This is a genomic window from Azospira sp. I13, from assembly GCF_003112695.1.
Classification (GTDB): Bacteria; Pseudomonadota; Gammaproteobacteria; order Burkholderiales; family Rhodocyclaceae; genus Azospira.
This window is the reverse complement of record NZ_BFBP01000010.1, coordinates 174493-188699: the sequence shown is the minus strand read 5'-3', so window position 1 is coordinate 188699 and position 14207 is coordinate 174493. Positions and strand designations below refer to the sequence as shown.

Genomic DNA, 14207 nt, shown 5'->3' with positions numbered 1-14207 from the left:
CATTCAACAGATTCTGGAGAATTTAAATGGCTGCTAAAGAAGTCAAATTCGGTGATTCCGCCCGCGCCCGCATGGTCGAAGGCATCAATGTCCTGGCCGATGCGGTCAAGGTGACCCTGGGCCCCAAGGGCCGCAACGTGGTGCTGGAGCGCTCCTTCGGCGCCCCCACCGTGACCAAGGACGGTGTGTCCGTGGCCAAGGAAATCGAACTGAAGGACAAGTTCGCCAACATGGGCGCCCAGATGGTCAAGGAAGTCGCTTCCAAGACCTCCGACCTGGCTGGTGACGGCACCACCACCGCTACCGTGCTGGCCCAGGCCATTGTGCGCGAAGGCATGAAGTACGTGGCCGCCGGCATGAACCCGATGGACCTGAAGCGCGGTATCGACAAGGCTGTCGCCGCCACCATCGAAGAGCTGAAGAAGATTTCCAAGCCCTGTGCCACCACCAAGGAAATCGCCCAGGTCGGTTCCATCTCCGCCAACTCCGACGCTGACATCGGCACCATCATCGCCAATGCCATGGAAAAGGTCGGCAAGGAAGGCGTCATCACCGTTGAAGACGGCAAGTCCCTGAACAACGAACTGGACGTCGTCGAAGGCATGCAGTTTGACCGCGGCTACCTGTCCCCCTACTTCATCAACAACCCGGACAAGCAGATTGCCGTCATGGACAATCCCTTCGTCCTGCTGTTCGACAAGAAGATCTCCAACATCCGCGACCTGCTGCCCGTGCTGGAACAAGTCGCCAAGGCCGGCCGTCCCCTGCTGATCATCGCCGAAGACGTGGAAGGCGAAGCCCTGGCCACCCTGGTGGTGAACAACATCCGCGGCATCCTGAAGACCGTGGCCGTCAAGGCTCCTGGCTTCGGCGACCGTCGCAAGGCCATGCTGGAAGACATCGCCATCCTGACCGGTGGCCAGGTGATCTCCGAAGAAGTCGGCCTGACCCTGGAAAAGGCTACCCTGGACGACCTGGGCCAAGCCAAGCGCATCGAAGTGGGCAAGGAAAACACCACCATCATTGACGGCGCCGGTTCCGAAGACGCCATCAAGGCCCGCGTGGCCCAGGTGCGTGCCCAGATCGAAGCAGCTACCTCCGACTACGACCGCGAAAAGCTGCAGGAACGCGTGGCCAAGCTGGCCGGCGGCGTGGCCGTGATCAAGGTGGGTGCTGCCACCGAAGTCGAAATGAAGGAAAAGAAGGCCCGCGTCGAAGACGCCCTGCACGCCACCCGCGCTGCCGTTGAAGAAGGCATCGTTCCTGGCGGAGGCGTTTCCCTGCTGCGTGCCCGCGCCAACCTGGGCGCCCTGAAGGGTGACAACCACGACCAGGACGCCGGCATCAAGATCGTCCTGCGCTCCCTGGAACAGCCCCTGCGCGAAATCGTTGCCAACGCTGGTGACGAGCCCTCCGTGGTGGTGAACAAGGTGGTTGAAGGCAAGGGCAACTTCGGCTTCAACGCCGCCACCGGCGAGTACGGCGACATGGTGGAAATGGGCGTGCTGGACCCCACCAAGGTCGAGCGCACCGCTCTGCAGAACGCCGCTTCCGTCGCTGGCCTGATGCTGACCACCGACTGCATGGTGGCCGAACTGGCTGAAGACAAGCCCGCCGGCGGCATGCCCGACATGGGCGGCATGGGTGGTATGGGCGGCATGGGCATGGGCATGTAATTCGCCCTCGCCAGCTAAACGCTGCTTGAAAACGCCCGGCCTTGGCCGGGCTTTTTCTTTTTCGGGATTTGATTCCGATCATATTCGTTCCTTCTTGTAATGATCCTGCAGTCTCTGCGCTGTGTGGCCAGGCTGGGGCCTTGGTCGGTCAGATAACAATAAAGCCCGTGACGGGCCGAAGGAACATCATGAAAGCGCTCAAGGTTGGCTACCGGCTCTCCATGCTGGTGGCGATGTTCGTCATTCTGCTGATTGTCATTGGGGGGCTGGGCTTGCGTAGTGCCTCAAAGACGCTGGCCGGGCTGGAAACCGTTTATGAGGACCGGACGGTGCCTCTGGTGCAGATTACCCGGGTGAAGCGTCTGCTCGATTCAAACTTCTCTGAATCGCTGCGGGCCTTCCAGCATGACCCCTGCCAGGAATTGGCCAAACTCCACGACCATGCGGTGGATGAGCATCTGAAACGTATCGAGTCCAACCTCAAAACGGTCGATGAAACCTGGAAGGCCTATCTCGCCACCCAGATGACCCCGGAAGAACAGCAGTTGGCCGACGCCTTTACCGCCCGCTATCAGGAATACACCAAGCCCCTGACGTTGCCGACAATGGATGCCCTACGTCAGGGCAATTACTCCCTGGAAGTCGTTTCCACCTTCCTCAAGGGCAACCGCAAGATGGGCGGGGAAGTAGACAAGCTGGCGGATGCGTTGATCGACTTGCAGACCCGGGTGGCCAAAGAGGAGTTTGACCGGGATGTGGCCCAGTACGAGTCAGCCCGTAATCTTTCCGTGGTCACCATGATTCTTGGTGTGCTCCTGGGGGTGGAGTTTTCCTGGTGGCTGATCCGCTCTGTGACCCGGCCGCTGGCTGAAATCCGCGATGTGGTGACCTATGTGCAGACCTCCGGCGACTTTACTCGCAGTGTCACCAGCGGGCAGCACGATGAGGTAGGCCAGACCGCCCAGGCCTTCAATGCCCTGCTGGCCTCCTTGCGGGGCACACTTGGTGATTTGCTGCAGGCCATCCACCAGGTTAACCGCGCCTCCGGCGATATGTCGGAAAATGCAGCCCAGTCGGCACTGGCCTCTTCTGCCACAAGCGAGTCCGCTTCGGCCATGGCGGCCTCCGTCGAGCAGATGAGTGTCAGTGTCAGCGAGGTGGGCAATGGTGCCCGTCGTGCCCTGGAGCTGGCCCAGCAGGCCGGTAGCTTTTCCAGCCGGGGGGGCGAGGTGATCCAGCAGGCGGTGGCCGAGATTGCCCAGATTGCCGATACCGTGCGCCGTGTCGCGGCAACCATTACTGAACTGGGCAGCCGTTCCGAGCGTATTTCCGGCGTGGTCCAGGTCATCAAGGACGTGGCCGATCAGACCACCGGCGCCACGGGTGAGATTGCCCAGATGGTGGAGGAAATTCAGGTCAGTGCCAGAAGTGCGGTGGGTGAGATGGGGCAGGCGGTAACCCAGGTGGATGCCGGGGTAAGCCTGGCGGCCCAGGCGGGCCAATCCATTGCCGATATTCAGGAAAGTACGGCGGATGTCGTCAGAGTGGTGGGCGACATCACCGATGCCATCGTCGAGCAGGGGGCGGCCAGCCAGTCCATCGCCTCCCAGGTGGAGCGGGTGGCCCAGGCGGCGGAGCAGAACAGTGCGGCTGCGGCGCAATCCTCCGACGCTGCTGGCCAGATGCGAAACCTGGCGGTCGAAATGAGCGGTCTGGCGGGGCGCTTCCGCATCTGATCGCCCCTACGGCCACCAACAACGCCCGGCTGATGGCCGGGCGTTGTCGTTTTCAGGCCTGCCACCCCAGCCGTGACGGGGCTACACCGCCAGGTGGCGGCAGATATCGATATCCCAGGCGGCGGGGTCCTCGTGGCCGACGATGCTTTCTCGCTCCTGCCAGTAGGGGGCGGACAGGTCGATTTCTTCCGGTGGGAGATGGCTGCGACGCTGGGCGTGGAAGATGACGCGCACCCGGGGGCGTACCAGGGTGTCCGGGTGGTGCTGCACCACCACCGCCAGGCGCTCGCTCTTCAGGCGTACCAGGGAACCGATGGGGTAGATGCCCAGGCAGCGCACGAACTGGTTCACCAGGCCCGGATCGAAATGGCGCTGCCATTCAAAGATGCGGCCCATGGCCTCGGGGGCCGGCAAACCACGGTGATAGACCCGGTCCGTCGAGATGGCATCGTAAACATCCACCAGGGCTGCCATGCGCCCAGCTTCAGAAATGTGGGGCCCAGGGTGGGCGGCCGGGTAGCCGCTGCCATCAAAGCGTTCGTGATGCTCGGCAATTACCTGGAGGCTGGCCTCGGGCAGCCCATAGGGCGATACCAAGGCCACTCCCCGGTCCACATGGGTCTTCATGTGGGCATATTCGTCTTCCGTCAGCTTGCCCGGCTTCTGCAGAATTTCGGTGGCCACGGTCATCTTGCCGATGTCGTGGAGGAGTCCGCCCAGCGCAATGGCGTGGGTTTGGTTCAGGTCGTGCCCCAGGTAATGGCTGAAGCGGGCCAGCAGCACCCCGACGTTGAGGGAATGGTCGAAGGTGTACGCATCCCGCTTGCGCAGGCGACATACCAGGGTCATGGCCGAGCTGTTGCGGATCACGGCGGCGGAAATTTGCTGGACCGAATCCTGCAGGGCCGGGATATCAATGGATTTGCCCAGACGGGCATCTTCCATGACCTGGCGAAGCCGTTCGGCCGCCTGGTTGATGACTTGGCGGGCCCGCCGGATTTCCTCGGCCGAGGTGGCCTGGCCGGCGGTGCCGGGGGCGGGGTCGGTTGGCCCCGGGGGCTGGGGCGTCGCGTGGAGGCTGACGCTATCCAGCATTTCGTCCCGGGTTGCCGCAGCTACTGCTGCCCGGGTCGGGGCATCCGCCACATCGATGCCGCGCTGGGTATCAATGAACACGGCGTCGATACCGTGGGCGGCAATTTCGGCGATCTCCAGCTCGCTGCGAACGTGCAGCCGGTTGAAGAGGAAGGGGTGGGACATCCATCCGGCGTTGAAGTCGCAGATGTACATGCCCGGCCGCAGTGCCGTGAGGGGAATCTTCTTGATGTGTCCCTGGGCAGGGGGAATATCAGGCTGCGCTTGCAAGGGCGCAGGGGGCGGCGCCGAGCGGGCAGGCATCGACATGGTGCGGCTTTCGCTGAAGAGGGCGGGGGAGCTGTTGGGGTTGGGGTGTTCATTGGGGTCACGCCGCATACGGTTCTGGCGCGCCCCTGTTTTTGTGTTGCGGCATGATACGGAGCTGCGCCCCGGGTGGGACCTCGGGCATGCCCGGGGCCGTGCCAGGGGTTTTCCCCAGGTGACCGGATGAGGCGAACCTGTCGTGTGGCGATGGGGCGTGGTGAGCGCTTCGGGTATGCTCTGCCGCCGCCTGCCACTTTTACTGTTTTCTTCTCTTCATGGAGCCACGGCCATGCATATCTGGGTCGATGCCGATGCCTGCCCCAAGGCCATCAAGGAAATCCTCTTCCGCGTTGCTGCCCGCACCCGGATCATGGTCACCCTGGTGGCCAATCAGGCCCTCTACGTGCCGCCATCGCCCTATCTGCGCAGCCTTCAGGTGCCCAAGGGCTTCGATGTGGCGGACAACGAAATCGTCGCCCGGGTCAGCGACGGGGATCTGGTCATCACGGCGGATATTCCCCTGGCTGCCGAAGCCATCGCCAAGGGTGCCCGGGTGCTGACGCCCCGGGGTGAGCCTTACGACCGGGGCACCATCCAGGCGGCTCTGTCCATGCGTAACTTCATGGATACCCTGCGTTCGTCCGGCGTCGAGACCGGTGGGCCATCGGCCATGAGTCAGAAGGACCAGCACACCTTTGCCCGGGAGTTGGAGCGTCTGCTACCCCGCTGCTAAAGGCGCGGTTGTCATCCATGGTGGCGGGTGACCGGGCGGCGCGGGATGGGCCCGCTCGGGGCGTAGTTGATGGTGGCCTAGAGGGGGCCGGAGCCGTCGCTCAGAGAACCAGGCAAGCAGCCAAAATGACGGCTGCCACTACGATGGGGGCGGGGGCCAGCAGCAGGGCGGTATCGATGTCACGGTGGCTCATGTTTTTCCTTTTATGTGGAGAATGCCGACATCGCCATCATAGGGCGGTGGCCGCTGCGGCACAGCTGGGGCGAGCCCCGGGGGAGGCCTGGGATTTTTCCTGGGAGGGATATGCCGTACGGAGCGCCTCCGGCCAGTGCCGTCCGACGGTGCTGGGGCCTTTCACAGTGGGTCAGTGCCGAGGGCGGCCTCAGGTAGCAGCCCCCGCACCGTGGCCCGGCAGTGGGTGGCAATGGCGGCCAGCATGGCCGCCCGCTGGGCCGGGGTGTAGTCCTGCTCCTGCCAGCCCAGTCGGCGTTGCAGGGTGGCCCGGGTGGAACCGAAGGCCACCAGGGAACCGATCAGCGCGTGGGCCAGCAGCATGGTGGCTTCGGCCTCCGGCGGCTGCCCGGTGAGGCGGCCCAGCAGCCGGGCCACCAGCTGGTGACCCGGGCCGGTGAAACTGTCGTAGAGGATGGGGAAGGCGGCACTCGGCTGGAACTGCTCCCGGGCCAGGAAGAGGAACCAGGTCAGGGGATGGCCCGGCGTGAAGGCCGCCGCGGCGAAGGCGGTGATGACCTCCTCGAGAAGCATTGCCACCGCTGTTCCCGGTTGTGCCAGACGCTGCGCCACCTCTGCTTCCAGCGCCTACACGATGGGAGCCATTTCTCCGGCGATATGCTCGGCCACCGCCCGATAGACCCCTTCCTTACCGCCGAAATGGTAGGGAATGGCGGACTGGTTGACGCCGGCCGCCCGGGCCAGCATGCGGGTGGTCACCCCGTCATAGCCGTGGTGGCCGAAAAGCTCCAGGCCGGCGGCCAGGAGCTTCTCCCGGGTTTCATCACTGCGCGGATCGCGGCCGGCTTCCATGCTCATACCTGGGTCTGGGTGACCGACTTGCGGAAGCGGGCCAGGGCGAAGAGGAAGAACACCGTGCCGATGCCGGCAATAGCCAGAAACTCCGGCCACACCGTGTCGAAGCCGGCGCCCCGGTAGAGGATGGCCTGGGCCAGGCGCACGAAGTAGGTGGTGGGGGCCGCGGCCATGATGTCCTGGACGATCAGGGGCATGCTCTCCCGGGGGGTGACGCCGCCGGACAGCAGTTGCAGGGGGACGATGGTAAGGATCAGCAGCAGGCCGAACTGGGGCATGGAGCGGGCCAGGGTGCCGAGGAAGATGCCGATGGAGGCAGCGGAGAAGAGATAGAGCACGGCGCCGCAGAGAAAGAGAGGCACCGAGCCGGCAATGGGCACCTGCAACAGGCCCTGGATGACCACAGTGAGGGCGGTAGTGGCGCCGATCAGCACCGCCAGGCCGCTGGCCCAGACCTTGGCCATCATGATCTCGAAGGGTGTCAGGGGCATCACCAGCAGGTGCTCCAGGGTGCCGTGCTCCCGCTCCCGGATGAAGGCGGCCCCCACCAGGATGATGGTCAGCATGTTGATGTTGTTGATCACCTCCATGACGCCGCCAAACCAGAAACCGGTGAGGTTGGGGTTGAAGCGCACCCGGGTGGCCAGCTGTACCGGGGCGGCCGTGCTCTCCCGGGTGCCGGTGAGATATTCGTTGAGCTCCCCGGCGACGATAGCCTGGAGGTAGCCGGCGCCGATGAAGGCCTGGCTCATCACGGTGGCGTCGATGTTGAGCTGCAGGGCCGGCCGGCGGCCCTCCTTGAGATCCCGCTGGAAATTGGCAGGAATGACCAGGGCGAAGGAATAGCGGCCCTGGTCCAGGGCCTGGTCCATTTCGTTGAGGGAAATCAGGGCCGGGGTCTTGAAGTAGGGCGGCGTCAGGGCGCCGATGAGGCGCTGGGAGAGGGGCGAGCGGTCCTCGTCCACCACCGCCACCGGCGCATTGCGCAGTTCCTGGGAGACCCCCTTGGCGGCGCTGTAGATGCCGCCGGTGAAGGCCCAGACGATCAGCACCAGGAGCACCTTGTCGGCCCACAGGCTGCGCAGTTCCTTGAGCCCGAGGCGGAAGATGTTGGCCAGGCGGCCTTGGCGGTGCGGCGTCATGGCCTTATTTCTCCTGCTTTGGCAGCAAGGCCAGGGAGAGCAGCGTCAGCACCGGGATGAAGCAGGCCAGGGCAATGAACTGCCGGGTCAGGTCGGCAAAGCCCAGGGCCTTGGTGAACACGCCGCGGCTGATGATGAGGAAGTAGGTGGCGGGGAAGCCCTGGCCGATCCAGTAGGCGCCCCCTTCCAGGGAACTGACCGGCGTGGTCAGACCCGAGAACTGCACCGTCGGCAGCATGGTGAGAATGGCAGTGCCGAAGAGGGCGGCGATCTGGGTGCGGGTGAAGGTGGATATCAGCAACCCCAGCCCGGTGGTGGCGATGACGTAGAGCAGGGCGCCGCAGGTCAGGGCGAGGAAGCTGCCCTTCACCGGCACGCCGAAGACCAGCACCGCCTGGGCCACCAGGGCGAAGTAGCTGAGCATGGAGACGGCGATGTAGGGGAGCTGTTTGCCGAGGAGGAACTCCAGCCGGCTCACCGGGGTGACGTAGAGATTGGTGATGGAGCCCAGCTCCTTCTCCCGCACCACGCCCAGGGCCATGAGAATGGCGGGGATGAACACCAGCAGCAGGGGAATCACCGCCGGCACCATGGCGTAGATGCTGCGGAAATCCTGGTTGTAGCGGTAACGCTGGGCGATTTCGGTCGGCAGGGTCTGGGGCGCGGTGCCGGTGGCTTCGGTGACCAGATTGACGACGTATTGCTGGTGCAGACCCTGCACATAGCCCCGGGTGGTCTCGCCCCGGTAGGGCATGGCGCCGTCCACCCAGGCGCCCACTTCCGGGCGGCGGCCCTGGTGCAGGTCTCGGCCGAAGTTGGGCGGAATCTCGATGGCGACGCTGACCTTGCCTTCCCGCATGCGCTTTTCCAGATCGGCGCTGTCGACAATCGGTGGCTGCTCATCGAAGTAGCGGGAGCCGGCGATGTTCTGAATGTAATCGCGGGATTCGGGAGATTGATCCCGATCCAGGGCGGCGAAGCGCAGGTGTTCCACGTCCATGGAAATGCCGTAGCCCAGCACGAACATCAGCAGCACCGAGCCGAGCAAGGCGAAGGTCAGGCGGATGGAGTCCCGCCGCAGCTCCAGGGCCTCCCGGTAGGCGTAGCCGAGCAGGCGGCGCAGGCTGAAGGGCCGGTGGCGGTAGGGGGTCGCGTTGGCCGTACTGGGCGCTGATGGCGGCGTGGTCAGTGCCGGGGCTGGTGCGGCGGGAGAGGGGCTGCCGCCGCCAGCCTCCTCCAGGTAGCCGATGAAGGCTTCCTCCAGGGTGGCGGCGCTCCGGGCCGCCTGCAGGGCGGCGGGGGTATTGCTGGCCAGGACCCGCCCCGCATGCATGAGGCTGATGCGGTCGCATCGCTCCGCCTCGTTCATGAAGTGGGTGGAAATAAAAATGGTCACTCCCTGTTCCCGGGAGAGTTCCACCAGCAGGGCCCAGAACTGGTCCCGGGCCACTGGATCCACGCCGGAGGTGGGCTCGTCGAGGATTAGCAGCTTCGGCTCATGCACCACCGCCACGGCCAGGGAAAGGCGCTGGCGGATGCCCAGGGGAAGGTCGGCGGCCGGTGCGTCGGCATAGGGCGCCAGGCCGAAACGCTCGGTCAGGGCGGCGATGCGGGGGGCGATCTTTTCTGCCGGCAGGTGGAAGAGGCGGGCGTGCAGGTCCAGGTTCTGGGCTACCGTCAGTTCGCCGTAGAGCGAGAAGGCCTGGGACATGTAGCCCACCTGCTTGCGCGTCTCCAGATTGCCCGCATCCACCGCCTTGCCGAAGAGCCGGGCGCGGCCTTCGCTGGGGGGCAGCAGGCCGGTGAGCATTTTCATGGTGGTGGTCTTGCCGCAGCCGTTGGAGCCGAGGAATCCGAAGATTTCCCCCTTGCCAATCTGGAAGCTGACGTTGTCCACCGCCGTGAAGTCCCCAAAACGCTGGGTCAGGCCTTCGGCTTCGATGGCGAAGTCGTGGCCATCCGGCGGCAGGGGCGGGATGACCAGGGCGGTGTGGCCCTGGCGGCGCTCCTCCGGCAGCAGACGGATGAAGGCCGCTTCCAGGGTATCGGCGCCGGTGCGGGCCTTCAGCGTGTCGGCGCTGCCGGTGCCGATGACCCGGCCGCTGTCCATGGCCACCAGCCAGTCGAAGCGTTCCGCCTCTTCCATGTAGGCGGTGGCCACCAGCACGCTCATGCCCGGGCGGCGGGCCCGGATGCGGTCGATCAGTTCCCAGAACTGGCGCCGGGAAAGGGGATCGACCCCGGTGGTGGGCTCGTCCAGGATCAGCAGGTCCGGGTCGTGGATGAGGGCGCAGCACAACCCCAGCTTCTGCTTCATGCCGCCGGAGAGCTTGGCCGCCGGGCGGTCGCGGAAGGGGGAAAGGTTGGTGGCGGCCAGCAGCTCGTCGATGCGCTGCCGCCGTTCGGCCTTGTCCTGGCCGAAGAGGCGGCCGAAGAAGTCCACGTTCTCCGCCACCGACAGGGTGGGGTAGAGATTCTTGCCCAGGCCCTGGGGCATGTAGGCGATGCGGGGTTGCAGGCGGGGGCGGACGCGGGCGTTACCCATGTCTTCGCCGAACACCTCCACCCGGCCCTGCTGGATTCTGCGTGCCCCGGCCACCAGGGCCAGGAGGGAGGATTTGCCGACACCGTCCGGGCCGATCAGCCCCACCATGCCGCCGGCCGGCAGCGCCAGATTGACCTCGGCCAGGGCCGTGGCCCCGGGGTAGACCAGGCGGATGTCGGTCAGGCGGGCGACCGGAGTGGAGGCGGCGGTGGTGGTGAAGGGGTGGGCCATGGGCGTGGGCCGCTAGGAAAATCGTTCTTAGCGCGCTTGCAGTTCGGCGGGCCAGGCGGCGTCCGGTGCGGTGCGCACATAGCCTTGGCCGGGCATGCCGGGTTTGGCCAGATCGGCGTTGCGGGCTAGCCATTCCGGCTCGACCCGCAGCTTGACCCGGAACATGAGCTTTTCCCGCTCGTTGCGGGTTTCCACTTCCTTGGGGGTGAACTGGGCCTTCGGCGCAACAAAGCTGACCCGGGCGGGAATGGGGGCGGCCAGGGCATCGAGAACGATGCGGGCTTCATCCCCCAGGGCCACCTTGCCGGCTTCGGCAGCGGGCAGGTAAAGGGTCAGGTAAACGTCGTTCATGTCCAGCAGGGTCAGCACCTTGCCGCCGGCGGCCAGCACTTCGCCGGGCTCGGCCAGCCGGTAGAGTACGCGGCCGGCGATAGGCGCTTTCAGGGCCGTATCCCGCAGAGTGACGCGCAGGGCTTCGGCCCGGGCCTTGCTGGCTTCCACCGCGGCTTCGGCTTCCGCCACCCGGGTCTGGGCTGCGGCCAGGGCGGCCTCCGTTGTTTGCAGGCCGCTCTGGTCCCGGTCCAGCTTGTCGCCGGTGATGTAGCCTTTCTGTACCAGTTGCTGGGTGCGATTGAGGGTGGCCTGGGCCAGCCGCTTCTGGCTCGCGGCACTGCCGACTCCGGCCCGGGCTTCCCGGATGGCTTCCCGGGCCTGGCGGGTCTGGGCCTCGGCCGCCTGCAGCTGGGCCGCCAGGTCTTCCGCATCGAGGCGGGCGAGGACGGCGTTGATCGGCACGCTGTCGCCCTCCCGGGCATTTACTTCGGCCAGGCGGCCGGCCACCTTGGTGGCTACGTCCACCTCGATGGCTTCGAGGCGGCCGTTGCCCTGGGCCAGGCCGGGAGGCAGGGGCGGCGGGCGCAGGCGGTAGGCCAGGGCGCCGCCCAGCAGGAGGGTGGCCGCCAGCCCCAAGGGCAGGGCCCGGCGGAGGAGGGAGGTTGATGGGGCAGGGGAGGGCATGATCGGCTCCGGCAATGAGGTGGCCGGGCTGGCGCGCAACGGGGAAAGCAGGAGGCCAGGCCGACGGCTGGGATGCCCTATTGTGCCATTTCATTCAAATGAATGAAATGATGCTGCCTGGATGGCGGCCGGGCGGCATGATGCGGCGCAACAACCGGTGGCAGGTGAATTTGTTACACTGAACAGGTTCCCGAGAGTGTCGCTCCTCCCGGTGGAAAACGGCGCCAGGCCAAGGTTTACGGCAGGCACAAACTGGCTGGCAGCCGCTGCGAGGCGTCGCAAAAAACGGAGGGGCGATGGAGGCGGGAATGCAGCACGCACAGAAAAAGCGCGCAAGAAAGATGGCAGGGGACGATCCGGTGCAGGAATCGAAACGTCCCCCGAGTCCCGGCGAACCGAGACTCCTAAGACCATAAAAGGAGAACAGCGGCGCCAGATTAAGGGCGCGGGCTTACATAAAACTTACGCGGATCAGGCTCTTATCATCCATGCGCATACTCCTTGCGGAAGACGACAAAATCATCGCCGACGGGCTTTCCCGTTCCCTGCGCCAGGGCGGCTACGCCGTCGACTGCGCCTATACGGGTCTGGAGGCCGACACGGCCCTGATGACCAATTCCTACGATCTCCTCATCCTCGACCTGGGGCTGCCCAAGCTGCCCGGGCTGGAGGTGTTGAAGCGCCTGCGGGCCCGCAACATCCAGTTGCCGGTGCTCATCCTCACCGCCCTCGACGGCACCGGTGACCGGGTCAAGGGGCTGGATCTGGGGGCCGATGACTACATGGCCAAGCCTTTCGAGCTGGCGGAGCTGGAGGCCCGGGTGCGGGCCCTGACCCGCCGCTCTTCCGGCACCACGCCGATCATTACCTGTGGCGCCCTGACCTACGATCAGGCCGGCCGGGTCGCCCAGCTGGATGGGCAGTCCCTGGATCTTTCCGCCCGGGAGCTGGGGCTGCTGGAAATCCTCCTTTCCCGGGTCGGCCGCTTGGTTTCCAAGGACCAGCTGGTGGACCACCTGTGCGGCTGGGGCGAGGAAGTCAGCCACAACGCCATCGAGGTCTACATCCACCGCCTGCGCAAGAAACTGGAATCGGGCGGCGTGCGCATCGCCACGGTTCGCGGTCTCGGTTACTGCCTTGAAAAGCCCCAGGACCAAGCCCGAGCCCTCTGAGGGGAGCGGCGACAGCCAGCGTTCCCTGTTCGGGGAAATCCTGGACTGGATGCTGGCGCCCCTGCTCTTCGTCTGGCCCATCAGCATCGCCGTTACCCACTATTTCGCCAACATCGTCGCGGGCTACCCCTACGACCAGGCCCTGCGGGAGAACGTCACCGCCATTGCCCGGCAGGTCCGCTATGCCGAGGGGCGCCCGGTGGTGGGCCTTTCCGGCTCGGCCAAGGCCCTGCTGCGGGCGGATGAGATCGATAGCGTCTATTTTCATGTGATGACCCGGGATGGGCGCCGCCTGGCCGGTGACAAGGAGCTGCCGGTGGCCCCCGAACTGGCCCGGCCGGCTAACGACAACGGCGACATTGCCTTTCGCGACGGCGAATTCAATGGCCAGGACCTGCGCATCGCCTACCAGTTCCTCGCCGACCCCGATCGCCCCGAAGAGCGCTGGCTGCTGGTGGAAGTGGGGGAGACCCTGGAGAAGCGCTCCCAGCTGGCCAACAAGATCATCGCCAGCGTCATCCTGCCCCAGTTCATCATCATTCCCCTGGCCGTTATCCTGGTCTGGTTCGGCCTTTCCCAGGGCCTCAAGCCCCTGACCAAGCTGAGGGGCCGCATCGAGGCCCGGCGCCCGGGGGATCTTTCCCCGATCAGCACCCGCAAGGTGCCGGAGGAGCTGCAGCCCCTGATTGAAGCCTTCAACGGCATGCTGGAGCGCATGGAGCGCAACATGGAGGCCCAGACCCGCTTCATTGCCGATGCCGCCCACCAGATGCGTACCCCCCTCACCGGCCTCAAGACCCAGGCCCAGCTGGCCATGCGCGAGAACGACCCGGAACGTCTGCTCTACGCCCTGCGGCAAATGGCCGGCGCGGTGGATCGGGCATCCCACCTGGTCAATCAGCTCCTCACCCTGGCTCGGGCCGAAGCCGGCAGCGGTGCCGCCAGCCAGCCCCTGGCCCCCATGAACCTGGACCGGCTGCTGCGGGAAATCGTCGAAGACTGGGTGATGCAGGCACTGGAGAACTACATCGACATCGGCTACGAGCCCGCCGACGGCACCACCGATATTGAAGGCAACTCCTTCCTGCTGCGGGAAGCCATCAACAACCTCATCGACAATGCCCTGCGCTACACCCCCACCGGCGGCCAGGTCACCTGCCGCGTGGTACGGCGGCGTAGCGAAGGCGGCGAGCCGGAAGTGGTGCTGGAAGTCGAGGATAGCGGCATCGGCATTACCGAGGAGCAGTCCGAACTGGTCTTCGAGCGCTTCTACCGGGTGGATGACGCCGGTACCGAAGGCTCCGGCCTGGGCCTGCCCATCGTGCGCGAAATTGCCGAACTGCATCACGCCGTCGCCAGCCTGCGGCCGAATCCCAAGGGGCCGGGCAGCATCGCCCGGATGGCCTTCCCCGCCTATCAGGAGCCCCGGGCCGAGATGGCGGAGGACGTCGTCCTGCCCGTGCCGCCGGGGAGCGCCTGAGCCAGCTCTGGGATGCTGTCGAAAAAG

Annotated in this window: 11 protein-coding genes; 5 read left to right on the top strand and 6 right to left on the bottom strand. The window is 65.5% G+C overall.

Going from position 1 to position 14207, the window contains the following annotated elements:
• Positions 1–26: 26 nt before the first annotated feature.
• Together groL and AZSI13_RS09645 are read left to right on the top strand one after the other, a co-directional pair.
• Positions 27–1676, top strand: a complete 1650-nt coding sequence (gene groL / locus AZSI13_RS09650; protein WP_109040960.1) for a chaperonin GroEL — start codon at positions 27–29, stop codon at positions 1674–1676.
• Positions 1677–1864: 188 nt separating this feature from the next.
• Positions 1865–3412 (top strand): methyl-accepting chemotaxis protein, encoded by a 1548-nt coding sequence (locus tag AZSI13_RS09645; protein WP_109040959.1) that lies wholly within the window; start codon positions 1865–1867, stop codon positions 3410–3412.
• Positions 3413–3493: 81 nt separating this feature from the next.
• Here AZSI13_RS09645 and AZSI13_RS09640 read toward each other — a convergent pair whose 3' ends face one another.
• Positions 3494–4885 (bottom strand): HD-GYP domain-containing protein, encoded by a 1392-nt coding sequence (locus AZSI13_RS09640; protein ID WP_109040958.1) that lies wholly within the window; start codon positions 4883–4885, stop codon positions 3494–3496.
• 217 nt (positions 4886–5102) lie between these two features.
• On the opposite strand from AZSI13_RS09640, the gene AZSI13_RS09635 reads away from it, so the two are divergent.
• Positions 5103–5546 (top strand): YaiI/YqxD family protein, encoded by a 444-nt coding sequence (locus AZSI13_RS09635; protein ID WP_109040957.1) that lies wholly within the window; start codon positions 5103–5105, stop codon positions 5544–5546.
• Positions 5547–5900: 354 nt separating this feature from the next.
• Here the strand turns inward: AZSI13_RS09635 and AZSI13_RS09630 are convergent, their stop codons facing one another.
• From AZSI13_RS09630 to AZSI13_RS09610, 5 genes are read right to left on the bottom strand one after another with little or no spacing between them, the layout of a single operon-like run.
• Positions 5901–6311 (bottom strand): CerR family C-terminal domain-containing protein, encoded by a 411-nt coding sequence (locus AZSI13_RS09630; RefSeq protein WP_109040956.1) that lies wholly within the window; start codon positions 6309–6311, stop codon positions 5901–5903.
• Between the two features lie 54 nt (positions 6312–6365).
• Positions 6366–6596 carry a TetR family transcriptional regulator gene (locus tag AZSI13_RS09625; RefSeq protein WP_109040955.1) on the bottom strand — a complete coding sequence of 77 codons (231 nt, stop codon included), beginning with the start codon at positions 6594–6596 and terminating at the stop codon, positions 6366–6368.
• Positions 6593–7735, bottom strand: coding sequence for an ABC transporter permease (locus tag AZSI13_RS09620; protein ID WP_109040954.1), 1143 nt, complete (start codon positions 7733–7735; stop codon positions 6593–6595). Before AZSI13_RS09620 ends, AZSI13_RS09625 begins: the two co-directional genes overlap by 4 nt.
• Positions 7736–7739: 4 nt before the next feature.
• Positions 7740–10511: a ribosome-associated ATPase/putative transporter RbbA gene (gene rbbA / locus AZSI13_RS09615; RefSeq protein WP_109040953.1), complete on the bottom strand. Its 2772-nt coding sequence runs from the start codon at positions 10509–10511 to the stop codon at positions 7740–7742.
• 27 nt (positions 10512–10538) lie between these two features.
• Complete coding sequence (locus AZSI13_RS09610) at positions 10539–11528, bottom strand: HlyD family secretion protein (protein ID WP_109040952.1); 990 nt, start codon at positions 11526–11528, stop codon at positions 10539–10541.
• 488 nt (positions 11529–12016) lie between these two features.
• Here AZSI13_RS09610 and AZSI13_RS09605 point away from each other — a divergent pair, with 488 nt between their 5' ends.
• Both AZSI13_RS09605 and AZSI13_RS09600 read left to right on the top strand, forming a co-directional pair.
• Positions 12017–12700, top strand: coding sequence for a response regulator transcription factor (locus AZSI13_RS09605; RefSeq protein WP_109040951.1), 684 nt, complete (start codon positions 12017–12019; stop codon positions 12698–12700).
• On the top strand, positions 12666–14180 hold the full coding sequence (locus AZSI13_RS09600; protein ID WP_109040950.1) for a sensor histidine kinase N-terminal domain-containing protein: 1515 nt from the start codon (positions 12666–12668) through the stop codon (positions 14178–14180). The genes AZSI13_RS09605 and AZSI13_RS09600 overlap by 35 nt, the downstream gene beginning before the upstream one ends.
• The last annotated feature ends 27 nt before the right edge of the window (positions 14181–14207 follow it).